The following is a 22833-nucleotide window of genomic DNA, read 5'->3' on the forward strand; positions in this document are numbered from 1 at the left end:
TATGCCCCATAAACAACGATTCCTGCCGGGGTTGCAACTGAATGAACCATTAAAAGCATTACCTATGCCGCCCTTTGATTATAAAGCCGAATTAGCCAGAATCCCACATGAGCCGGGTGTTTACCGCTATTTTGATGCAACCGGCGAAGTAATCTACGTCGGGAAAGCAAAAGACTTAAAGAACCGCGTCAGCAGTTACTTTGTCAAGTCGAACCAGCATGACCGGAAGACAATACGGCTGGTGAGCCAGATCAGGAAAATTGAGTTTACCATTGTCCATACGGAATTTGATGCGCTGCTGCTGGAAAACCAGCTGATTAAACGCTATCAGCCCAAATACAATATCCTGTTGCGCGACGATAAGACGTATCCGTTTATCTGCGTGACAAACGAACCGTTTCCGCGCGTGCAGACCACCCGCCGTATCGACCGGAAGCTGGGGACGTTCTATGGTCCCTTTGCTAACCTGAAGCCGATGTATACCGTACTGGAAATGTTCAGCCAGTTGTTTACGATCCGTACGTGTAACTATCATCTCTCAAAAGACAATATCGAAGAGGGTAAATTCAAAGTATGTCTGGAATACCACATCGGCAACTGTAAAGGGCCCTGCGAAGCGAAACAGTCGCGGGAGGAGTACGATAAAGACATTGAGCAGGTTCACCATATCCTGAAGGGGAATCTGAAACCCGCCCAGGATTACTTTAAATCGAAAATGCTGGAAGCGGCGCAGGAACTCGCCTTCGAACAGGCCCAGCAGTATAAAGACCGGCTTGATATTCTGCAGCGTTTTCAAAGTAAATCAACGGTTGTGAATCCGAAGATCGAAAACGCGGATGTATTCACGATTGCCTCGGATGAGTCATGCGCCTACATCAACTTTATGAAGGTGGCGAACGGCACCATCATCCAGACCCATACAGTTGAGGTTAAAAAGAAGCTTGACGAAAGTGATGCCGATCTGTTGACGATGATCATCATTGAGTTCAGGAACCAGTATGGTGCCGAGGCCAAAGAAATCATCACCAACATACCTCTCGAAGCCGACCTGAAAGCCGAAATCACCGTTCCGCAGATCGGTGACAAGAAGAAACTGCTCGATATGTCGCTGAAAAACGTGCTGTACTTCCGGCGGGAACGGCAGGAGAAAGCAAATGCCGAAGCATCGGCCAGCGCCAGTAAAAAAGACCGTGTGCTGATCCGGCTCAAGCAGGATCTGCAACTGAAAACCCTCCCCCGCCGGATTGAATGTTTCGATAACTCCAACATTCAGGGGACAAATCCTGTTTCGGCCATGGTTTGTTTTATCGATGGCAAACCGGCAAACCGTGAATACCGTCATTTCTCCATCAAGACCGTGGTTGGGCCTAACGACTTTGCCAGTATGCACGAGGTCGTTACCCGCCGGTATACGCGCGTTCTGGATGAAGAAACCGGCCTGCCCGACCTGATTGTCATCGATGGTGGTAAAGGCCAGCTCAGCGCGGCCTGTGAAGCTCTGAAAGGCCTCGATCTGTACGGCAAAGTCCCGATCATCGGTATTGCCAAGCGGCTTGAAGAGATTTATTTTCCCGAAGACAGTCTGCCGCTCTACATCGACAAAAAATCGGAGTCGCTGAAACTGATCCAGCGCATCCGGGACGAAGCACACCGCTTCGCCATCACCTACCACCGTGATAAACGGAGCCGTAACAGCCTGATCAGCGAGCTGGAGAATATCGAAGGCGTCGGCAAAAAGACAGCCGCCAAGCTGCTCAAATTCTTCAAGGGCGTCAAGAAAATACGGGAAGCATCCGTTGAGGAGGTAGCTGACATTGTAGGGGCTGACAGGGCGAATAAGATCAAGGCATACTTCACCAACATGGAACAATAGGCAAGAGCGGTAAATGCGGCAAGTCGACGGCTTTTAAGGGGAAAGTATCATCTGTCTTGTTAACACCCCTTGTTCATGAAACGATTTGCTGCGCTTACTGCGCTATTGATTACCCCGCTTATTGCGTTTACACAACCAAAGATTGACGTTAAAAAGCAATTTTCGATTGCTCAGCAGCACTATACCCGTATGCTGCAGACCCATACGGATCTTACCCGCTTCCCACAGTCAACAAATCCTGACGGTTCGCCCCGCGACATGAAATCGGATTGGTGGTGCAGCGGTTTCTTCGGCGGCTCGCTCTGGTACATCTACGAATACACCAACGATCCGAAATGGAAAGACGCCGCCCATACCTGGACCATGGCCGTTGAAAAGGAGAAGTATAATACACGGACTCACGATCTGGGATTTATGCTTTACTGCCCGTTTGGTAATGGGTACCGGCTTACTAAAAATCCGCAGTATAAAGAAGTTATGCTGACGGGCGCAAAGTCACTGGCAACCCGCTTCAATCCAAAAGTAGGGTTAATTAAATCGTGGGAGAAGCTGGGAAAATATCAGTATCCGGTCATTGTCGATAACATGATGAACCTTGAGTTTCTGTTTTGGGCAGCCCGTGAATCAGGGGATAAAACATTCTACAACCTGAGCGTTACACACGCCGACAATACACTGAAAAATCATTTCCGCCCCGACAACAGCAGTTACCACGTCGTTTGTTACGGCCCCAATGGTGAGGTGGAGGCCAAAGTAACTCATCAGGGCTATTCAGACGAATCGGCATGGGCACGCGGACAAGCCTGGGCATTATACGGCTACACGGATATGTACCGCGAAACAAAGGATAAAAAATACCTCGCTCAGGCCGAAAAAATCGCGGATTTTATCCTGAATCATCCTAACCTTCCGGCCGACAAAATTCCGTACTGGGACTTCAATGCCCCGAACATTCCAAACGAAGAACGCGACGCTTCGGCAGGTGCCATTACGGCCTCGGCCCTCCTGGAGTTAAGTACGTATACCGGTAAGAAAGGAAAGGTCTATTTCGATGCGGCTGAACAAATGCTGCAAAGCCTGTCAGGTGATGCCTACCTGGCAAAACCTGGTGAAAACAATAACTTCATCCTGAAACACAGTGTCGGTGCGAAACCGCTTAAATCAGAAATTGATACCCCGCTGGTTTATGCTGATTACTACTATCTCGAAGCCCTCCTCCGCTACCAGAAACTAGCTAAACGCTGATTACACGAATGAAAACGTTCCCCCGATTCACTCTTTGCACGCTTACCGGCCTGCTGCTTTTGGCGTGTGGCGGAACAAAAACCGACCAGAAAACGACTCAGACCATGCAAGCATCTCAAGGTACGTTCGGCCATGACGTCGCGTTCCTGAAAAGGCATCAGGACGTGCTGGTCCTGACTTCACCGGATAACGACTCGGCTCAGATAGCCGTAATCGGCGCATATCAGGGCCGGGTAATGACCAGTACGGCCAACGGAGCCGGCGGCAACAGCTTTGGCTGGATCAATTACAAACTGATCGAATCCGGCCGGTATCAGCCCCATATGAATGCCTTCGGAGGAGAAGACCGGATCTGGCTCTCGCCCGAAGGCGGTCAGTTTTCGGTATATTTCAAGCCGGCTGCCCCGTTTACGTTTGATGAATGGCAGACACCGGCTATTATCGATACCACGGCCTATACGCTTGACAAAGCAACCGGATCGGAGGCTGTTTTTAGTAAAACTGCTTCGCTGACGAACCATGCCGGTGTTACGTTTGATATCCGTATTGAGCGGAAGGTTTCCGTTTTTTCTAAAACAGCCATTGCCGGGCTGTTCCCGGATACCGATCTGACCGGAGTTAATGTTGTTGGTTATGAAACGGCCAATACGCTCGAAAATACCGGCGCAGACTGGCATCGCGACAAAGGGGTATTGGGCATCTGGATTCTGGGCATGTTTACGCCTTCTCCCAAAACCACCATCATTGCGCCTTTTACCAGCACCTATTCGGAGAAACTCCTGCTCACTGACACCTATTTTGGCAAGGTACCGGCCGATCGCCTCAAAGTACTGGATCAGGCCGTAATCATGCGGGCTGACGGTAACCACCGCAGTAAAATCGGGCTGGCCGGTCTGTCAGCACGTCCCTTTGCAGGTAGCTACGATGCCGGCAAAGGCGTATTGACGATCGTTCAGTATGACCTGTCTCCGACCGGTGATTACCTGAAATCGACCTGGGAGCAGCATAACGACCCATATGGCGGAGATGCGCTGAATGCTTACAATGACGGCCCTCTAGCCGATGGCAGTCAGTTAGGTCCGTTTTACGAGCTGGAGTCTAATTCGTCCGTTAAAGCGCTGAAAAAAGGCGAAACGCTAACCCATCACCATCGGACGTTTCATTTTGAAGGCCCGGCCGATAAACTGGCACCGATTGCCAAAGCCTTTTTGGGAGTAGACCTGCAAACGGATCTTAACTGGTAGAAACCGTATAAAGCAAAAGCCGGAAGCAGCAGATCGCTGGCTTCCGGCTTTTTTATGAGCAAATGAGACTATTAGTATTCCCAAAGACCGTGCTCTACTTCCATCAGTTCGTATTCTGTCTGGTATGATTTCAGCAGACCGTCGCGGTCTCCGAACATACCAATCAGGTCGTTATCCTGCGGGTTTGATACTTTGGTGATACGGCCGTAGAACAACCGCAGATCAAAGGCATCGGCCAGATTTTTGTGCTGCGCCTGGTTTTGCGGGTTATACCAGATAAATTTCTTAGGGTCGCTGCGGAACAGCTGGTCCAGATCTTTATACTTGAAGGTAGCCACCGGTACTTCCAGACCAGCCTGGTTTTTATCGGCTGGCAGGTAAAGCGTTACTGTCTGAATATCGTAGAACAACCGTGAACGTTTCCGGTCGAAAATCCAGTCTTCCTTCACTTCCAGAATGCTGAACTCGCGGGCCAGGTATTCGTTATCCGACGACATTGGCTTCGGAGCGGCCGCCGCCAGCGCTGCTGAATCAACAGCCGGCTTTGGTGGTTCTACCGGCTGAACCGGCTTAGCACCTTTTTTGCCTTTCGCGTTTTTAGCCGTAGCTTTTTTCTTTGGTGCCGGTGTACCCCAACCGTCATCAGCCGGTTTGGCTTCTTTCTTTGGTGTACCCCAACCATCGTCGGCAGCCTTTTTAGGATCTTCCTTCTTCGGTTTATCCCAGCCATCGTTAGCTGCGGCTGCACCGTCTTCCTTAAAACCGGCAGCGATTTCTTCGGCCGACAGGCCACCTGTGGCATTCGGCTGCACGAGACGCTGCTGGAATTTCTCCGGCGCCATCTTCGTTTTCACCGAATCGTTTTCGTAAGGTACCAGTAAGCCGGCTTTAACGGCTTCGATCAGGTACTTGGAAATTTCGTTATTCTTCGAGAACATCGACTGATTCTGCTTCTCCTTCAGGTCGATCCGACGCCAAAGGGTTTTCTTCATCATGATGTCGTTCTCGTTGATTGCCCGTACCGAAAGCGGGTTTGTACCATTACTGGCCTTCTCCTGCGCCACCGCACTACCTCCTGTCACCAGTAAGGCGGATACTACCGTTCCGGCAGCTACCGCTATCGTGTTGATTCGCAACATACGTTTCAATCGTTGATCTTGTCTGACTTTCATTTTCACTATTACAACGTGGAGTATGGGGTAATAGTATTTGATTTTTAAGATATTGAGCGGGTATTTTCATACCCGCTCAACTATATTATCAGGCTTAATACAAGCCCACTGACTGCATTGGACGGCCCATGGATACCTCGCTGATTTCGCCACGGAAATTCCTGCGCTGTACGCCATTTACTTCAATGATCAGACGGTCACCCGGCTGCGCTTCTGCACCAATTTCACCCAGAGAGCCTTGCGGGCCGCTAATTTCTACGGCTTTCACACGACGGGTACCACGCGCCAGTGAAATCGTCAGACCCGTTACCCGGTAATTAGCATCATCCGGCGAGTAGTTTTTGAAGCTTTCGTCGGCAATAGCAGCAACACGTACGTTACGGGCACTGGAAGCCGGTAAGCCTCTTGCATTATCCGCTTTCTGCCCGCCGACGTAGTATTCAATAGTCGGCTTAGGCACACGATTTACGCGGAAAGGCTCCGAGCCTAACCGGTTACCGGCGTTATTGATGTTCAGCATTACGTTGGCCGCACTAGGCACAATCGTAATCTTACCTTTCTGGCCTGATTCGATAACCGCAGCACCATCAGCGGTAAAGCTTGGGTTCCAGAGCGCACCTAACTGCGGGCTCTGTACACTCAGTTTGTTGGCACAACCTAAGTACAACGGAGGCAATGTACCGGTTTCGATCTGATACGAAGGTTTGGCTACGAAGTATTCTGCCTGAAGCGGTACCGTTTTCATACCGGCCGGCGTGTTGTAGCTGATCGAACCTGTCAGCACGCGGCGGGCCAGACCACTTTTGTCGTATGCACCACCTTGTGCTGTAAATTCAATAATACCTTTACCGCCATCCATCCGGACCGGTGCGCCGTTCAGGCTCATCCGTGGTGTAATGCCTGATGACGAAGCAGCCAGGAACATTTCGCCTTTGAATTTCGTACCGGCAACGACCACTTTCGATTCCATGCTCAACATCGCCGAAATCTGGTCGAATTTAACGTCTTCGGCACCTACTTTCTGGGCTAGGGCGCTCAGTGTTTCGCCTTCAATCCGGCGGATTTCCGCCTGTTTCTGGCTCAACACAGCCAGGGCTGCCGGAACCGGTGTCTGGGCAAAGTTCAGCTCAGCAAAATCCTTCGTACGCTGCTCTGGTGAGCGGCTCGCGATCGGATCGTCTTTGCCATCGGTAGCCAGTGACGGGTATTTCGTAGCCGAGTATTTACCCATGTTCTGCAGATAGCTGTCCAGGTTTTTCTGGAGCTGATACGCCGAACCATTCCGGTTAGGACCTACCATGATCTGCGCTACTTTTTCTTCTTCGCTGGCGTTTTTGATGTGACCGGTTTCGTCGAGGCCACCACCGGCTTCTTCAATGATCCGTTGTTTCAGCTGGTCGATTTCGCCGATGATCGCCGACGTGATCTGGCGGACATCACCGGCTTGTTTGAACACAGCAACGTCGTTCGGACGGTTACCGGCTTTTTCAACAGCCGCCTGAATACTTTTTAACCGTTGGTCGTTTGCCTGGTTGACAGCCCCCGTTGACTGCTCAAGGCTATTGTTAAGGACAATGAATTTTTCCAGAATGGCCGATGTGACCTGTAGGGCCAACAGCGCGGTCAAAACCAGATACATCATCCCGATCATCTTCTGACGGGGTGATTCTTTTGCACCTGCCATATACTATGGGTACTTTTCTTGGTGAAGTTTAGTGTTTTAACGATCAGCGTTTTAAAGCCGGAGAGGTCCTGCCCTAAAACGCTGTCACTTAATACCTTGCTTTTATTTCTGTCCGCGCATAGCAGTCAACATGCTGCCATAAACGTTGTTCAGCGAAGTCAGGTTACCCGTCAATTTAGACAGTTCATTCTTGAACTGCTGAGTATCCCGGCTGGCATCAGCCATGTTCTGCATCGCAGCTGACAGATTACCATAGAAAGCATTCATAGCCTTCAGGTGTTTGTTGGTATCCTGTAATTCCAGTTCATAAACGGCATTCAGCGCGCCCATGCTCTGTGTTACCTTCTGGAACTGAGTACGGTATTCTTTCGCGTCAGTTGTAGCGTCGGCCATGGCGTTCATTGCCGTAATGGCGGTACCATACGACTTGTTCATGTCAGAGATCGCCTGAGCGGCCGTTTTTACGTTCCGTGCGTAGTCGTTCGTCGCTACAGTAGCGTCGCTGATGTCGCGCATTTTGGATACGCTGTCTGACAGGCTACGGAAACCGGTGCCCAGTTTCTCGAATACGTCCGGCGTAATTTTCGCCTGGGCCAGCATCTGGTCCATGTTGGCTGTTAAGCCGTTAGCCTGTGGTGCCTGAGCAGCAGCCTTGCGGGCTTCGCCTTTGTAGTCTTTGGCCAATTCAGGATAGACGCGCTCCCACTCGTAATCAGATGAAGCAACAGGGAACAGGAAACTTTGTAAAGCATACAGACCGAAGATAACGGCTTCGATAATCAGACCCGCTGTCAGAAGCCAGCCGAGCGATGTAATATGCTGAATTTTGGCCATGGCGCCTAATACTACGATTGCGGCTCCGGCACTGTAAATGGTTGGTACTAGACGATCCCAGAAAAAGTTAGTTTTTCCTGCTGCCATGATGAAAGGGAAACTGTTAAAATGGGTAATTGATTGATTGTATGTAAGGAAAAATCTTAAGGCTTATTTACGACTGCTTCCTCCACGACCACTGCCACCTCCGCTGCTCTTACTGCTCTTGCTGCTGGCACTTGACCGGCCGCTGCTGCGTCCGCCTCCACGTGCCGATGCCGCACGACCTTCAAGGTTATCCATTACACAACGGAACCCGATGTAAGAACGTTTTGCATCTTCGTATTCGTAATAGCGCGTACCGGTTTCCAGATAGTACGCAATATCTTTCCATGAACCGCCGCGTACTACTTTGCGAGGCTCATCCGGATTCTGGTTGTCGGGGTTCATATCCCAGACAATGGCGTTGCTGTTATCGGCATAGGCATCGCGGCACCATTCGGCTACGTTACCCGCCATGTTATACAGGCCGTACTCATTGGCATTGTAGGCATTCGCCGGCGCCGTATATGGATAGCCATCGGCATCGAAGTTACCCCGCTGTGGTTTAAAGTTGGCCAGGTAGCAACCTTTACCGTTAGCTACGTATGGGTTACCCCAAGGGTACTTGGCGCCGTTTTTACCGCCACGGGCGGCCCACTCCCACTCAGCCTCTGATGGCAGGCGGAAACGAGGCGACTGGAACATACCTTCTTTGGTACGGTAATCGTTGTAAAGCGAAGTCCGCCAGTTGCAGAAATGCTGCGCGGCTTTCCAGCTCACACCAACCACCGGATAGGTGTCAAATGCAGGGTGTGTATAGTAATACTCCAGCATCGGGTCACCATTGTGATAAGTAAAGTCGTTTTTCCAGACAGTAGTATCCGGATAAAACTTCGTCATAATCTCTTCTTCTCCCAGAACAGATACAGAATCGGCAAGCAGTGCATTGACATACTGACGATACTCATGGTTGGTAACTTCAGTGTCATCCATGTAGAATGAGCTGATTGTCACCCGACGGTTCATGTTGATTTGAGTAGCAGCAACATCTTCGTCGGCCTGACCCATGATAAATGAGCCAGATGGGATAAGAACCATTCCGTATGGAGTTGTCTGTTTCCAGCCTTTCCGGCCTTTGTCTGCGGTTACTTCACCGTTGCTAACTCCTACTTCGCCACTACCACCTTTGCCACCCCCAAACTTGGATTTGATAAAGCCGCAACTCTGCATCAGCAGAACCACTGCCGCGACCATTACCCCGCGAGTTGCGCGAATTGTCAACCAGTTGTACTTCATCTTTATTGGTACGTTAAATCCTTCTTGTGCAAGACCGAACTAAAAACGAAAATCAGTACGGTTATTGTATGCTATACTTTTTTATTGCAATAATTCCTGTGCAACGACCCGCTTCCGGCTATTGTCACCCCCTGTCAGTCAGCCCAATCACCTCAAAAATACAATCCACACTGCAAACAGCCTAACAATAATTCTGCCAATTTGTTGATAATCCCGTTTTTTATACCCAAAACCTTTATTTAGTTCCTTTTTATACTGACTGTGAAGTATTTGGGTCGTCAACGTACGAATAGCTTTTCTGTTTCCCTTTCTGTTAATAACGGAATCGCGGCGTCCGTACAATCGGCTTTTTACGGCCATCCGGCGTTGGTAAATTGTAGCTTACCATAATTTCATGCGATCCCGGGCTTTTGCCTATGTATGAATTTGTCGTAAAATCGAACGCATAGCCCAGCCGCAATGACTTGTTGGTCAGCAGATTCAGACCGATTGTTCCCGAGAAGGCATCTCCCTGCCGGTATGATGCTCCGATCCAGTAACGGTTATCATACGTAACCAGTAAATTGCCGGTAATGGATGACGCCTTCATGTTGGGCTGCGGATCAACAACGTATTGGTACAGAATCGACGGCTGTACATCCAGATCATAGCCGATGCCTAGCCGGTACCCGGCCGTTAGATAGGCAGTCTGGTTCTGGGGAATGATGGAGCGGCCGTTTTCCAGCGTGGCACTGGCTTTGTTGAGGTGAACCACACTGGCCCCGATCCAGTAATCAACTGTGTTATAATAGACACCGGCACCAATATCGGGCCGGGTTTCCATAAAACGTCCGGTCGGTATAAGCGGATCGGTCGGATCGGCAGGCCGGAGTTTGGCATAATCAATCCCGCGGGCATACAAGCCAGCCTGTGCGCCGATGGCTAAAGTACCTTGTTTCAGCGTAATGCGGTAGGCATACGATACCTCAGCGGCCTGGTTAATAAATGGCCCCAGCTTATCATTTAAGAGATAAACCCCTATGCCGCTTTTAATTTTATTCAGCGGTGTATTGAAGGAAAGCAATTGTGTACCGGGAGCGCCACCGTCATTATAGGTTGACTGATAGCCAGCCCACTGCGTACGGTGTGTTAACTGGAACCGGCTGACACCCTCCGAACCGGCAGCGGCCGGATTGTAATACAGCGGGTTAAACATAAATAAGCTAAACTGCGGATCGTTCTGGCCGTATGAAACATACGACACGCCAAGCAGTAAGCACGTAAAAACGTAAAGTATGCGCCCCATGTTCGACTTTTAAGGGATTGAGTTCGGGTTGTAATTAACGCAATTTAGGGATTCAGACCACTTTTTCCGCCTTACTTTTGCTCAGCCGTCTAAGTAATCCAACTTCCTGAGTTCCGTTAACTTCCAATTTTCATTGACTTATCTGTTAAACGCCAAATCTCTGAAATTATTGGCATAAAAAAAGAGGCCGAATCTCTAAAATCCGACCTCTTCCTTAACTCACTATCCTTACAGATTGTTGGCCTTTTTGATATATAACTCCAATGCACCGGTCATTGATGGGGCATTAGGCAGCGGAGCCTCAATATCAAGAATTAAACCAGCCTCCGTAATCGCCTTAGCGGTTGTTGGCCCGAAAGCCGCCATGCGAATGTCGTTTTGTTTAAACTCCGGAAAGTTATTAAACAGCGAGGTTACACCCGACGGGCTGAAAAACGCAATGATATCGAACGACTGAATATCGAGATCCGATAAGTCTGTCGACACCGTTTCGTACATTACTGCTTCAGACAGGTGCAGACCGCTGATATCCATAAACTCAGGAATATCGTTGTGCCGGATATTTGAGCAAGGGAATAAAAACTTCTCTGTCTTATGCTTTTTGATCAGATCAAAAAGCTCGACCGCCGTTTTTGTGCCCGAAAAAATCTTACGCTTCCGGATAACAATATACTTCTGCAGATAATTTGCCGTCTGTTCAGAAATACAGAAGTATTTCATGTCGGCCGGTACTTCGATACGGCCTTCCTGACAGATACGGAAAAAATGATCGATCGCATTCCGGCTGGTGAAAATGATAGCCGTATGCTCGAGGATGTTTATCTTTTGTCTACGGAAATCTTTATACGATACGCCCTGGATTTGAATAAACGGCCGAAAATCAATGGTGATGTTAAATTTACTGGCTAAGTCGAAGTAAGGTGATTTCTCGTCAGCGGGCCGTGACTGGGTTACCAGCACTTTGGAAACTTTTGTCAGCCGGCTTGCCGATGACTGCGTGCTTATTTCATTCATTGACAATACTTCTTTTGACGTTCAGAGTCGGATGCCGCAAAGGAAGTGCTCAAAGTGCAAAGCGCACCCCAATGAGCAAGGGCACTAATTCTACGATGCAAAGGTACGAAATTAAATAGAGACTTTTTACAGATGCTGCATTTGTAAATACAACGTAAAGTAATACAAGCCGTCCGACGTAGAAGATTACAAACGGAATTTGCAGGTAAGCACCTATCGAAGCCGGATCATGCATGTTGAAAACCAGCGCAGTAAGTATTATACCTATTGTGGGAAAGAAAATAGAAGAAGCCTGAAGAATTTTAAAATAATGTAGATTCGTTATACTCTCCAGACGATATAAACTACCGATTGCCTGAAGAGCAACGTATTTCCCCATCATTAATAAAAAAGCAATGCCACTAACCAGAAAGAAATCAATGATCAGCGACGGCAGCTGGCTTCCCTGCAACATAAGCGTTCGGGATGCAAAAATGTCGATATCCAGTCCCTGAACAAACATAACCAGAAAACCGATCACAAAGCTAAGATTCAGCGTAAAGGCAATGGTTGCCCGGTTTAACTGTTTGTTAATCACAAACTGCTCATCGCGGAGCCGTAAGACAAACAAATCATGCAGGCTGAAAAAGCTGAGAAACGGCCGGCGAAAGAACGTAAACAGGAAAGCATGCGTCCCAAGCAGAAAAATCAGTGCCAGCCCGAAAAAATCATCGTAGACCATATGCGGCCTCGGCAAAACACTCAGGTTATCGTCGCTCAGCACAACGGTCTTCTGCGTGGCTGACTTCGGATAAGCAATGAACGCCTGTTTGTTTTCGATACCGGGCGGGCCGTAAAGGGTCAGAAAAAGCTGTGGCTTACGATATACCCGATACAGGCTGTCGATGCTCATAACCAGCCAGTTGCCTGCCCGCAGTTTTTGTTTCAGTGCCGCATCCAGAAACACATAACAGTCTTCCTGACTCCAGACAAGCAGTTTGTAATTCCGGTTACTTTCCAGATCAATAAACGCACTGACGGAGGGTATTCCACTATGCTGCTCAACAATGAACGGGATATAGGCTTTATTGGCTTCGTCATATACCTGCCAGTCATCCCGGATGGAGTGTACCGGATAATAGCGTCCGCCAGGCCCGATGCCATTGCGTGTATTACCCGCCCCACGCCCGGTTTGTGCCGGTGATACCTGCCCAATTCCTAACACACACCAAAAAAGCAGCCAGATGCGCAACAGCATAGTTTTGAAAACGAAATCGGGGTGGTAAAACAATCGAGAGTCAGCGGGTTTCATCGTAACGAGTTGACTTTCGATTGCCTTACGGCCCCGATTAAAACACATAGTATGGTTATTATTTGCCCAATGCCTTCAGCATGGTTTCACCAATAAGCGCCGGCGAATCAACTACAAAGATTCCGCACTCGCTCATGATTTTCATTTTAGCAGCAGCCGTATCATCAGCGCCGCCAACGATAGCCCCTGCGTGGCCCATCCGGCGTCCTTTAGGGGCTGTCTGACCGGCAATGAAGCCAACAACGGGCTTGCGGTTACCGTCAGCCTTAATCCAGCGGGCTGCTTCGGCTTCCATACCACCGCCGATCTCACCAATCATTACGATGGCCTCCGTTTCCGGATCGTTCATCAGCAGTTCAACGGCTTCGCGCGTTGTGGTTCCGATGATCGGGTCACCACCGATACCGATCGCTGTTGTCTGCCCTAACCCTACTTTTGATAACTGATCTACTGCTTCGTATGTCAATGTACCTGATTTCGATACGATACCGATTGTGCCTTTTTTGAAAATGAAGCCAGGCATGATCCCTACCTTACACTCTTCGGCAGTCATTACGCCAGGACAGTTCGGACCGATCAGGCGAACATCCTTACCCTGCAGGTACGATTTAGCCGTTACCATATCCGCCGTCGGAATACCTTCTGTGATACAGATAATCACTTTAATACCGGCATCAGCTGCTTCCATAATCGCATCAGCCGCAAAGGCAGGTGGTACGAAAATGATCGATACGTCAGCTCCTGTAGTATCAACGGCATCTTTAACAGTATTGAATACAGGACGGTCAAGATGGGTCTGACCTCCTTTACCAGGCGTTACACCACCAACAACGTTGGTGCCATATTCGATCATTTGCTGGGCATGAAAACTCCCCTCAGAGCCGGTAAAGCCCTGTACAATAACTTTAGAATCTTTGTTAACTAAAACACTCATGATAAAGTCCGTAGATCGTTGGCGTTGCGTTTGGAAGCCTTTGAATTATATGCAAAAGCCGGGGCAAAAGTAGTAATTATCGCTGAACAGTGAACCTTAGAAGGCAGGATTTCAAATCGACATGCCCATAATTCGACATTTTCGATGGAAAATACCCGCCTTCTCTGTCCTTTTTTTCGAATTTATCCGGTAGTTTTTATTGACTCTGCTGCCGATAACTGTAACTTTCGGCATGATTCTTTCCAATGTCATTTCCGACGCCGTATTGGCTTGCACAGGTATTGGCGTTTTTTGGCATTACCACCAGCAAACCCCGATCTTTAACCGCTTGCTGTGGGGCTTCTTCTTTTTACTGATTTCGCTGACGGCCCTGGTAGGCATCTTTCGGTTTGCCGGTTTTGACGGTGTTATCCGGCTCCACGAGTCGGCACAGCTGCTGGCGGGCAGTTTAGGCGTCGTTTGCGTTGTAATGGCCGTATGGGCACTTGTCCGCCGCGTATCGCTGGGAATCATTGCCTTTGCCGTTTCGCTGATCATCGGTTTATTCCTTTTCTTTATCCTGCTGCTCCCGCAGGTGGCTCCGTTTGCCAAAGTCGTGGCATCGCTGGGAATTCTGATTGTGATGCTGCTGGGCGTCTATGGGCTGCTACAGCGCGACATCCGGTCGGTCTGGATTATTGCCGCCGTCATGATTATGGCACTGGCCACCAAAACACCGTCGCTCCCCCGGCCGATTAACCCTGTCGATTTTTACCACTACGCCCTGGTATGTGCCTTGCTCTGTTTTGGTAAGGCAACCCAGCGCATTGAATAATTTTTCCGGCGACCGGTGTTGTTTGTGAGTTTCTGTGTAATTGCCGTCCGGCATTACCTAAGCACAATTCACAAATGAACGCGCCCATTGATCTCCAAAACCCTGCTCAGGCTGCTAAAGCCATTAAACTACGTTACGTCAGCGATACAATGCCCGGCATTCTCCGCCAGCGGGCCAAGGACCGGTTTATCTATGTAAATGCCAAAGCGGAGCCCGTCGATGATGAGGCAACGCTGGAGCGTATCCGTAAAATGGCCCTCCCGCCCGCCTGGGAACATGTCTGGATTTGCCCTACCCCGAACGGGCATCTGCAGGCTACCGGCATCGATACAAAAGGCCGTAAGCAATACCGCTACCACACCCGCTGGAATACCATGCGGAGCGAATCCAAGTTTACACGCATTATTTCCTTCGGCGAGAAACTGCCGCTCCTGCGGAAACGGATACAGGATGACTTACGCCTGCGGACACTTTCCAGAGAAAAGGTAATAGCGATTGCCCTGAGTGTGATGGAACAAACGCTGATCCGCATCGGTAATGCCACCTATGAAAAAGAATACGGCTCCTATGGGCTGACCACCCTGAAAAACCGACATGCCAACGTGGAGGGTAACGCCGTGCGATTCAGCTTTAAAGGGAAAAAGGGAATTTATCACGACATCACACTTCGCGACCGCCGCCTGGCACGCCTCGTCAAAGCCTGCCGTGATATTCCGGGCAAGGAGCTGTTTCAGTATCTCGGTGATGACGGCACCCGCCATAGTATCGATTCCGGCATGGTTAATGCCTACCTACAGGAGACCATGGGTGAAGAATTTTCGGCCAAGGATTTCCGGACTTGGGCCGGTACGGTAAATGCACTGCGCCTGCTGATCGAACTGGAACCTTGCCAGTCAGAAACAGAAGCGAAGAAAAACGTGAATACCATCCTCGACGAAGTTTCGCACCGGTTAGGGAATACGCGGACTGTGTGCCGGAAACATTATGTTCATCCGCAACTGCTGGACGCCTACGAATGCAGCGATCTCAACCCTTATGTCAAACAAAAAAAACGGTACCGGCAAACCGAAGCCTATGGGCTCGATGGGGCCGAAAAATTGTTGCTGCGTTTTCTGAAAGACAAGCAGCCCGCCTGATTATAAGGTCAGAAAAAAAAATTCACCCCGGTATTGACATTACGAAGACTTTCGTAGACCTTTACTACGAAATCTTTCGTAGATACTATGAAACCAACAGATGCTGAACTGGAAATCCTACAGGTACTCTGGTCGAAAGGCCCGAGTACCGTCAGGCAGGTCCATGATGAACTTACTAAAACACGGGATGTCGGCTATACGACTACGCTGAAGCTCATGCAGATTATGCAGGAGAAGAGTATTCTGGGCCGTACGGAGGAGGCCCGTTCTCACGTTTACCACGTCCTGATCGGTGAAGAGGAAACCCAGAAAAGCCTGCTTGACCGTTTTGTAGAAACAGCCTTTCGCGGATCGGCCACGAAACTGGTCATTCAGGCCCTCGGCCAGCATAAAGCCAGCCGCGAGGAACTGGACGAAATCCGTGCGCTGCTGAACGAGCAGCTCAATCAGAACTCCCCTGACTAAACCTTAAACACATTTCACTAATGAACATGCAGCAGTTTTCACACCCGGCAGTCTGGGCCCTTGGCTGGATGCTGGTCCATGCCCTCTGGCAAGGGTTTGCCCTGGTTTTACCCGTGGCGATTGGTTTCCACCTGCTCCGGAAACGCAGTGCCCGTCTACGCTATAACCTTGGGGTTGGTACATTACTGGTACAGGTTATCGTATCGGCCGGTACATTTCTGTATTACTACTGGCCGCTCCGGGAAATGCCGGCCGCAACCGGTATGCCTACCGGATCATTCCCTTATACCTTCTCGCCAACCATGCAGATTCAGGCTACCCACATGCCATGGTATACCCTGTTACAGCAGTTTGTGGAGGCTCATATGCCCGAAATTGTGGTTTGCTGGCTCATTGGCGTGGCGGTATTCATGGTCCGGCTGGCCGGGGGCTGGCTGTATCTTCAGCACCTGAAACGTACGGCTTACCAGATTACGGATCAGGCAGTACTCGAATTAGCGGTTGCCTTGCAGGAGTACCTGGGCCTGACACGAGTCATCCATATTGCCGAATCGGCGGCGATCCGCGTCCCGATGGTCATTGGTATGATCAAACCGGTGGTTCTCTTGCCGGTTGGCCTGGTCAACGGACTTAGCCTGCGCCAGGTGGAAGCCGTTCTGGCTCATGAGTTCGCCCACATCAAACGGGCTGACTTCGCTATCAATATCCTCCAGTCGGTAATTGAAGTGCTCTTCTTTTTCCACCCTGCGCTGTGGTGGTTATCGGCCCGCGTCCGCGAAGAGCGCGAACTTTGCTGCGATGATATTGCCATTGATGTATGCGGGGATGCCCGTATTCTGGCCCGGGCACTGGCCGATGTGGAAGAGTTTGCGCAGTCACCGGCACTGGCCATGAGCCTTGCCTCCAACCGGAAACAGTTGCTGCACCGGGTGCGCCGGATGCTGGGTGTGCCGGTGAAACCGTTTATCTCCAACCGCAGTCTGGCCGGTCTGACCCTGGCAACCATCCTGCTGTTCAGCGTTTCGGTATACGCCGTTCAGGAAAATATAACGGATGAAACCAAACCTAAAGTGACGAGCCGCCCGAAGAAAACCGGAAAAACCGAGATCGTGTTTTCGGACGGGAAGCAACTGGAATCAGTTATCTGGAACGGGGAAACGTTTTCGCCGGAGCGTGTAAAGAAAATGCAGAAACTCCTGAGCGACCTTGAAACCGGTGCCATCCAGCTCACAAGCGTACAGAATCCGGAAGAACAGGAACTGCTGGGGAATTTGATAGAAAGCAGTCGGGGTATGGCAGACAGAACGCTTACACTAACCAGTGGGCTGGAAGGCTTCGCCTCATCCGGTGTCAATATCCTTGCCGGCAAACTTCCCGATTTTACAGCCGTTCAGATAACTGATTCTGTATTAACAATGAATGGCTGGGCCAAGGTTACAGACTACACTATTTCACGGGATTCGGTTCCTGTAGAAGTAACATCAAAAGAACGCGCCCTGATCGACCGGAAAATTCAGTATGAGAAACAGTTGCAACGGCAAACGCTGAGTGAGGGCATGATTGACAGTCTCCGGCAGGCTACCGAATCACTGCACCGACAGATGGAAGCCCTGCAACGACAACAGGAACGGGAAAACTTTAAGCTTGAGGAATTTCAGCGGAAGGAGGAACTCCTGCAATGGAAGAAACAGAAGCTGATGGAGCAGCGGGCAGCTGTCATTGAGAAAAACCGGCGCTCTCTCTACGCGACGAAGCAACAACTCTCTGAGGCCGATCTGGAAAAGCTGATGCGTGATGGCGAAGCAAAGATCAAGGAAAGCGAGGCGCAGATTGAAGCCCTGAGCAAAGACATGGAAAAGCTGCAGCAGACGCAGGAAGAGGCACGCCAGCCTTATCAGAAACTGGAGCGTCAGATGGAGCAGCTCGAACGGCAGCAGGAGGAATTGATGCGGCAGCAGGAACGGCATTTTGAAGCTTTATCACGCGCAGATGCACACCTGTCTGGTTTTGGGTATGTTGTCACGCCCGGCAACACCGCCCGTGTACCGCGCACGCCAAGAGCCGCCAGAGCTCCCCGGGTACCTCGTGCTCCCCGCGTCGTAAGCGGTGTGCCGACACTGGCTACGCCACCGGAACCACCACATGCGCTAAGTCCGGCCGCTCCACCGGAACCCGTTACCGTCGAAGGCCATCTCCTGCCCCCCGACCCGCTTGACCCGATTACCATTGAAGGGAGGCCGGCTCCTCCACGGATTCAGAAAGCACCGCGGACCAGGACTAAGTGGAAGCGCGTACCAGCTCCAGCCAACGTTCCGAAGCCTGAAGAAGATTGATTATTAATGGATAATGAACAATGGATAATGACAGTCGCCCCTTACTCATTATCCATTGTTCATTATTCCTTAATTCCCTCTTACTCAATCTCGATCACCACATCTTTTGTCAGCGGATGAGCGACGCAGGTAAGCACATAACCGGCTTTCAGCTCTGATTCGGTCAGGCCATCTTCTTCGTCGAGTTTTACCTTACCCGACGTACACATACCCAGACAGGCCGTACACATGCCCGCCTGACACGAATACGGCAAATCGATATCCAGCTCCAGGGCTGCTTCCAGAATGGTCTGATGGGGCGCTACCGGAAACTTATATTCGCTGCCTTCGTACAGTACCGTTACTTCCGGCGTACCACTGCTTTCTTCTGTTGTATTTTCAACGACCTCGCCAGGCGTGGGAGCCGCTGTCAGGAAGCTTTCTTTAAATACACGTTCGGCTGAGACGCCGAGTATGTTCAGGCCACTACGAACTTCGTCCATCATACCATCCGGGCCACACAGATAAAAACTGGCTGTCTGCCGCTCTGAAGCCGGCATATCTTCCAGCAGTCTCACCAGCATGTGCTGATTTAAACGGCCCGACAGACCATTCCAGCCCGCTTCAGGCTGACTCAGTATGTGTGTGACCTGAAAGCGATTGACGCCATATGCCTGCTCCATAGCATCCAGATGGGCCTTGAAAATAATCGACTCCTGATTCCGGCTGCCATAAACCAGCCATACTTTACTCTTCGGTTCGGTATGCAGAATCGATTTGGCCATTGAAAACAAGGGCGTAATACCACTCCCCGCTCCGATCAGTACCACCTGCCGGCTGTTGCTGCCGTCAAGTTTCGGAACAAAGGTTCCCATTGGTTCCAGACTTTCCAGCACATCGCCCGGTTTCAGACGATCCAGCAGATAATTGGAAACAAGGCCCCCCGGCACCCGCTTAATGGTTACTGACAGCGACACATCTGTATGCGGCGAGCTCGACATGGAGTACGAACGGCGCACTTTCTGCCCGTTTACCGTCAATAGAAATGTCAGGAATTGTCCGGGCTGGTAGCGGACTTCTTCGTTGATCGGATGCCAGAAGCTAACCGTTACAGCATCCGGCGTTTCACGCGTAATATCTTTTACTTTCAGAAAATAACGACTTGCCATAATTGACGCGATGCAACATGGCCTCCATGGCGCATGTTGTGCTTAGTAATTGAATAGTGAGGTTGCCTATGTAACAACGACCTACCCGGTGTAGTTTGTAAAAAGAAAAAATTATCCGTTTCGGGAGCTGATTTGCCGGTGATACCTCACCAGTCCATCGCCCGGCGCTTTCAGAATATCGCCCATGCGACAGCTGTTACCGGTTACTTCATCCCGCAATATCTCCGCAAAATACCAGGCAATTGACCCCACAAAATGTACCGGCCAATCGGCTGCTTCAGGAAAAGGCTTCACATAAATAGTGAGAAAATCACGGAACGCCTGCCGGACCAGCTGCTGTACGTAAGGGTGTGTCAGATGCTCGGACAAGAACGGCGTAAACGCCGCAAAATACCGGTTCGGGAAGGGTTTCCGGTAGGCATTTTCGAGCAGTGTGGCGCGATCAAGCTGATACTGCCGGTCGAAAACCTCCCGCAATCCGGCAGGCATCCGGTGCTGAAAGGCATCGCGGACCAGCGTTTTGCCTAGATAGCCGCCACTGCCTTCGTCGCCTAGCCAGAAGCCAAGGGGTTGTCCCCAGCGCACGATCTCATGGCCATCGTAACAACAGGCATTCGAACCCGTTCCCAGAATACAGACAATCCCCTGTTCCTGCCCGGCAGCTCCTCTTGCCGCACCTACCATATCACTGGCGACCTCTACAGCCGTCAGGCCCGGAAACAACGTCCGCAGGGCCGTTTCGACCGTTCCGCAGGAAGCCGGGCTGTTGCATCCGGTGCCGTAATAAAAAATCCGGCTGACGCTTTCCGGATCAATTGACGGAATCAGTTGTTGCCGCAGTTTTGTAATAATCTGTTCCGAGTCTTCGAAATAAGGATTAATCCCGTCACTAATTACCTGCTGCGCCGAATCAGGGGTTGCCAACAACCGCCAGTCTGTTTTAGTTGATCCGCTGTCTGCTAGTAAAATCATATGGTTTCAGTCCCTCTTTCGCTTATGAAGTAAGTTCATATACGAATCGGGGGTATCGTTCGTTTATAGATATGCATCAGGCCAGCCGGCCCACTGCCGTAAACCGACCGAAGACCTGTTCCGTATGCGGGGCATCGGCCAGTTCATCGGTTAAGTCCTGCCCGGCCCAATGTTCATAATGCCTGCCATTACGCCAAAGCCTTGAGCGGCTCACATCGTAAATGATGCCGCGACAGGCAATCCAGATTTCTTCACGGTCTGATCCGTTCCGTAAAGCAAGCTGGGCGCGGGTGTAAACCGGTAATCCGTTCAATGTTCTTTTATTAATTTAGCAACACTCGTCAGCAAATCGTCGTAATAAATGACAGTTCATCCCGTCAAATATCCGTCTTACGCTGACTCCATTTGCGAATGCACACAAATTTACTGTATCTTTAACCACTTGTGTTACGATTACTAACAATCATGAAAAAGACCTCGCTTGTAGCCTTTTCTTTATTAGTGGGCTTATTCGTCATCATGTCAGGGTGCAAAAAAACGCCGACCCCACCTGTATCTGAGCGGATTGCTAAAGCCTGGACCGCCCGCATCGTTGACGAAAACCAGACAACTGTTTACACGCGGGGAGGTACCAACAATGTTCGCCCGGGCTATTCAAGTTTTAAAATCGACCTGAGCAGTGCCACAACAGCTACATTAGTTGAGTTTGACGGCAACCGATTTACAGGACAATGGTCTGTTCCGAGCGACACCCGCCTGGTACTGAGCAACCTGAATCCACAGCCAACCGGCACCAACGGTACGATTGAATTTACTATCAACAGCCTGAGTGATACTGAGCTGAAATTGACCCGTACAACGGCCAGCCAGAAAACAGGCGGTACAATCAACGTCTATACGCTTTCGAATCCGTAACCGGAAACGAACATATTTTCTTCCCGAGCCGTTTCTTTCAGGAACGGCTTTTGTTATTACCATCCGCTCAGCCAGAGCGATTCAGCATACTTATGACAGATTTGAAAGAATTGGGCGAATTCGGCCTGATTGACCGGATACGGCAGGCAACGCCCCCGCCGGTTCACTCCGAAACGATCCGGGGTATTGGCGATGATGCCGCCGTTTTTGACTTTGGCGGCGACGAGTTCGGCCTTATTTCGACGGATATGCTGCTTGAAGGCATACACTTCGACCTGACCTACGTCCCACTGAAACATCTCGGTTTTAAGTCGATTGCCGTCAACGTGTCCGACATTGCTGCAATGAACGGGATTCCAACGCAGGTAACGGTAAGCATCGGCATGAGCAGCCGCTTTCCGGTCGAGGCAATTGATGAATTATACGAAGGTATCCGCGCAGCCTGCGACGCCTATAAAGTTGACCTCATAGGTGGCGACACAACCTCTTCCCGGACCGGTCTTACGATTTCGGTTTCGGTACTGGGCAAAGTACCTAAAGACCTGATTGCGTACCGTAATACGGCCCAACCCAACGATGTGATCTGTGTAACCGGCGACTTAGGAGCCGCCTACATGGGCCTGCAACTGCTCGAACGCGAAAAACAGGCTTATATGGCCGATCCGAACATGCAGCCGGAGCTGTCGGAAGAACGCTCCTATCTGCTCCAGCGCCAGCTTCGTCCCGATGCCCGCACCGACATTGTTCACGAATTACGGGACATGGGCCTGCGCCCGACGGCGATGATTGACGTTTCTGACGGGCTTGCTTCGGAAATTATGCACCTGTGCCGGCAATCCAATACCGGTGCCGTTATTTTTGACGAAAACGTCCCGATTGATGATCAGACGCATCTGGCCGCTACTGAATTTAAGATCAGTGCGCTGACGGCCGCACTTAACGGCGGCGAAGATTATGAACTGCTGTTTACCGTCCGCCCGCAGGAGTTTGACGTGCTGAAAAATCATGCCCGAATCACTGCCATTGGCTATATGACAGCCGACCCGAGTCAGATTATTCTGTCGACCCGTGCCGGACAGCATTCACAGCTCCGTGCACAGGGCTGGGGGCATTTTTAAGTGATTGATAAGCAAAGAGCGGCCTATTGGGCCGCTCTT

Annotated in this window: 20 protein-coding genes; 9 read left to right on the plus strand and 11 right to left on the minus strand. The window is 50.4% G+C overall.

Features of this window, described 5'->3' with window-relative positions:
• Positions 1 to 64: 64 nt before the first annotated feature.
• The 3 genes from uvrC to BLX24_RS11655 all read left to right on the plus strand — a co-directional run bounded on the left by uvrC (position 65) and on the right by BLX24_RS11655 (position 4362).
• A complete protein-coding gene (gene uvrC, locus BLX24_RS11645) occupies positions 65 to 1873 on the plus strand; it encodes an excinuclease ABC subunit UvrC (protein WP_071503322.1) in 1809 nt (602 codons plus the stop codon).
• A gap of 75 nt (positions 1874 to 1948) precedes the next feature.
• Entirely contained in the window at positions 1949 to 3118 is a 1170-nt protein-coding gene (locus BLX24_RS11650) for a glycoside hydrolase family 88 protein (RefSeq protein WP_071503323.1), read from the plus strand.
• Between the two features lie 104 nt (positions 3119 to 3222).
• On the plus strand, positions 3223 to 4362 hold the full coding sequence (locus BLX24_RS11655) for a DUF6786 family protein (RefSeq protein WP_143092649.1): 1140 nt from the start codon (positions 3223 to 3225) through the stop codon (positions 4360 to 4362).
• Positions 4363 to 4433: 71 nt separating this feature from the next.
• Here BLX24_RS11655 and BLX24_RS11660 read toward each other — a convergent pair whose 3' ends face one another.
• The 8 genes from BLX24_RS11660 to sucD form a co-directional block, all read right to left on the minus strand.
• Positions 4434 to 5501 carry a gliding motility protein GldN gene (locus BLX24_RS11660; protein ID WP_071503325.1) on the minus strand — a complete coding sequence of 356 codons (1068 nt, stop codon included), beginning with the start codon at positions 5499 to 5501 and terminating at the stop codon, positions 4434 to 4436.
• Positions 5502 to 5628: 127 nt separating this feature from the next.
• Complete coding sequence (porM, locus tag BLX24_RS11665; RefSeq protein ID WP_071503326.1) at positions 5629 to 7218, minus strand: type IX secretion system motor protein PorM/GldM; 1590 nt, start codon at positions 7216 to 7218, stop codon at positions 5629 to 5631.
• Between the two features lie 102 nt (positions 7219 to 7320).
• A complete protein-coding gene (porL, locus tag BLX24_RS11670; protein WP_071503327.1) occupies positions 7321 to 8139 on the minus strand; it encodes a type IX secretion system motor protein PorL/GldL in 819 nt (272 codons plus the stop codon).
• Positions 8140 to 8202: 63 nt separating this feature from the next.
• Positions 8203 to 9369, minus strand: a complete 1167-nt coding sequence (porK, locus tag BLX24_RS11675; RefSeq protein ID WP_229201776.1) for a T9SS ring complex lipoprotein PorK/GldK — start codon at positions 9367 to 9369, stop codon at positions 8203 to 8205.
• Positions 9370 to 9682: 313 nt separating this feature from the next.
• Positions 9683 to 10654 carry a PorP/SprF family type IX secretion system membrane protein gene (locus BLX24_RS11680; RefSeq protein ID WP_071503329.1) on the minus strand — a complete coding sequence of 324 codons (972 nt, stop codon included), beginning with the start codon at positions 10652 to 10654 and terminating at the stop codon, positions 9683 to 9685.
• A 228-nt stretch (positions 10655 to 10882) separates the two neighbouring features.
• Positions 10883 to 11668, minus strand: coding sequence for a uroporphyrinogen-III synthase (locus tag BLX24_RS11685; RefSeq protein ID WP_071503330.1), 786 nt, complete (start codon positions 11666 to 11668; stop codon positions 10883 to 10885).
• A gap of 49 nt (positions 11669 to 11717) precedes the next feature.
• Entirely contained in the window at positions 11718 to 12905 is a 1188-nt protein-coding gene (locus tag BLX24_RS11690) for a DUF4271 domain-containing protein (RefSeq protein WP_083421934.1), read from the minus strand.
• Between the two features lie 112 nt (positions 12906 to 13017).
• Positions 13018 to 13893 carry a succinate--CoA ligase subunit alpha gene (gene sucD, locus BLX24_RS11695; protein WP_071503331.1) on the minus strand — a complete coding sequence of 292 codons (876 nt, stop codon included), beginning with the start codon at positions 13891 to 13893 and terminating at the stop codon, positions 13018 to 13020.
• 232 nt (positions 13894 to 14125) lie between these two features.
• Between sucD and BLX24_RS11700 the strand changes: the two genes are divergently transcribed.
• The 4 genes from BLX24_RS11700 (at position 14126) to BLX24_RS11715 (ending at position 18641) form a co-directional block, all read left to right on the plus strand.
• Positions 14126 to 14707, plus strand: coding sequence for a DUF6962 family protein (locus BLX24_RS11700; protein ID WP_071503332.1), 582 nt, complete (start codon positions 14126 to 14128; stop codon positions 14705 to 14707).
• Between the two features lie 74 nt (positions 14708 to 14781).
• On the plus strand, positions 14782 to 15843 hold the full coding sequence (locus BLX24_RS11705; RefSeq protein ID WP_071503333.1) for a DNA topoisomerase IB: 1062 nt from the start codon (positions 14782 to 14784) through the stop codon (positions 15841 to 15843).
• An 87-nt stretch (positions 15844 to 15930) separates the two neighbouring features.
• On the plus strand, positions 15931 to 16308 hold the full coding sequence (locus tag BLX24_RS11710; RefSeq protein ID WP_071503334.1) for a BlaI/MecI/CopY family transcriptional regulator: 378 nt from the start codon (positions 15931 to 15933) through the stop codon (positions 16306 to 16308).
• Between the two features lie 26 nt (positions 16309 to 16334).
• Positions 16335 to 18641, plus strand: coding sequence for a M56 family metallopeptidase (locus BLX24_RS11715; RefSeq protein WP_177225826.1), 2307 nt, complete (start codon positions 16335 to 16337; stop codon positions 18639 to 18641).
• Positions 18642 to 18721: 80 nt separating this feature from the next.
• Here BLX24_RS11715 and BLX24_RS11720 read toward each other — a convergent pair whose 3' ends face one another.
• The 3 genes from BLX24_RS11720 to BLX24_RS11730 all read right to left on the minus strand — a co-directional run bounded on the left by BLX24_RS11720 (position 18722) and on the right by BLX24_RS11730 (position 21074).
• Positions 18722 to 19789 (minus strand): ferredoxin--NADP reductase, encoded by a 1068-nt coding sequence (locus BLX24_RS11720; protein WP_071503336.1) that lies wholly within the window; start codon positions 19787 to 19789, stop codon positions 18722 to 18724.
• A gap of 111 nt (positions 19790 to 19900) precedes the next feature.
• On the minus strand, positions 19901 to 20761 hold the full coding sequence (locus tag BLX24_RS11725) for an N-acetylglucosamine kinase (RefSeq protein WP_071503337.1): 861 nt from the start codon (positions 20759 to 20761) through the stop codon (positions 19901 to 19903).
• Positions 20762 to 20837: 76 nt separating this feature from the next.
• Positions 20838 to 21074: a cytochrome b5 domain-containing protein gene (locus BLX24_RS11730; protein ID WP_071503338.1), complete on the minus strand. Its 237-nt coding sequence runs from the start codon at positions 21072 to 21074 to the stop codon at positions 20838 to 20840.
• 152 nt (positions 21075 to 21226) lie between these two features.
• On the opposite strand from BLX24_RS11730, the gene BLX24_RS11735 reads away from it, so the two are divergent.
• Positions 21227 to 21676: a hypothetical protein gene (locus BLX24_RS11735; RefSeq protein WP_071503339.1), complete on the plus strand. Its 450-nt coding sequence runs from the start codon at positions 21227 to 21229 to the stop codon at positions 21674 to 21676.
• A gap of 92 nt (positions 21677 to 21768) precedes the next feature.
• Entirely contained in the window at positions 21769 to 22794 is a 1026-nt protein-coding gene (gene thiL, locus BLX24_RS11740) for a thiamine-phosphate kinase (protein ID WP_071503340.1), read from the plus strand.
• Positions 22795 to 22833: the final 39 nt, after the last annotated feature.

Source organism: Arsenicibacter rosenii (assembly GCF_001870735.1).
GTDB lineage: Bacteria > Bacteroidota > Bacteroidia > Cytophagales > Spirosomataceae > Arsenicibacter > Arsenicibacter rosenii.

Coding starts and splice junctions, on each gene's coding strand:
- BLX24_RS11660 (WP_071503325.1), bottom strand. CDS start 5,501: ATGTTGCGAATCAACACGATAGCGGTAGCTGCCGGAACGGTAGTATCC.
- BLX24_RS11680 (WP_071503329.1), bottom strand. CDS start 10,654: ATGGGGCGCATACTTTACGTTTTTACGTGCTTACTGCTTGGCGTGTCG.
- BLX24_RS11690 (WP_083421934.1), bottom strand. CDS start 12,905: ATGCTGTTGCGCATCTGGCTGCTTTTTTGGTGTGTGTTAGGAATTGGG.
- BLX24_RS11720 (WP_071503336.1), bottom strand. CDS start 19,789: ATGGCAAGTCGTTATTTTCTGAAAGTAAAAGATATTACGCGTGAAACG.
- thiL (WP_071503340.1), top strand. CDS start 21,769: ATGACAGATTTGAAAGAATTGGGCGAATTCGGCCTGATTGACCGGATA.
- sucD (WP_071503331.1), bottom strand. CDS start 13,893: ATGAGTGTTTTAGTTAACAAAGATTCTAAAGTTATTGTACAGGGCTTT.
- BLX24_RS11725 (WP_071503337.1), bottom strand. CDS start 20,761: ATGATTTTACTAGCAGACAGCGGATCAACTAAAACAGACTGGCGGTTG.
- BLX24_RS11735 (WP_071503339.1), top strand. CDS start 21,227: ATGAAAAAGACCTCGCTTGTAGCCTTTTCTTTATTAGTGGGCTTATTC.
- porM (WP_071503326.1), bottom strand. CDS start 7,218: ATGGCAGGTGCAAAAGAATCACCCCGTCAGAAGATGATCGGGATGATG.
- BLX24_RS11705 (WP_071503333.1), top strand. CDS start 14,782: ATGAACGCGCCCATTGATCTCCAAAACCCTGCTCAGGCTGCTAAAGCC.
- BLX24_RS11715 (WP_177225826.1), top strand. CDS start 16,335: ATGCAGCAGTTTTCACACCCGGCAGTCTGGGCCCTTGGCTGGATGCTG.
- BLX24_RS11650 (WP_071503323.1), top strand. CDS start 1,949: ATGAAACGATTTGCTGCGCTTACTGCGCTATTGATTACCCCGCTTATT.
- BLX24_RS11710 (WP_071503334.1), top strand. CDS start 15,931: ATGAAACCAACAGATGCTGAACTGGAAATCCTACAGGTACTCTGGTCG.
- BLX24_RS11700 (WP_071503332.1), top strand. CDS start 14,126: ATGATTCTTTCCAATGTCATTTCCGACGCCGTATTGGCTTGCACAGGT.
- porK (WP_229201776.1), bottom strand. CDS start 9,369: ATGAAGTACAACTGGTTGACAATTCGCGCAACTCGCGGGGTAATGGTC.
- porL (WP_071503327.1), bottom strand. CDS start 8,139: ATGGCAGCAGGAAAAACTAACTTTTTCTGGGATCGTCTAGTACCAACC.
- uvrC (WP_071503322.1), top strand. CDS start 65: ATGCCGCCCTTTGATTATAAAGCCGAATTAGCCAGAATCCCACATGAG.
- BLX24_RS11685 (WP_071503330.1), bottom strand. CDS start 11,668: ATGAATGAAATAAGCACGCAGTCATCGGCAAGCCGGCTGACAAAAGTT.
- BLX24_RS11655 (WP_143092649.1), top strand. CDS start 3,223: ATGCAAGCATCTCAAGGTACGTTCGGCCATGACGTCGCGTTCCTGAAA.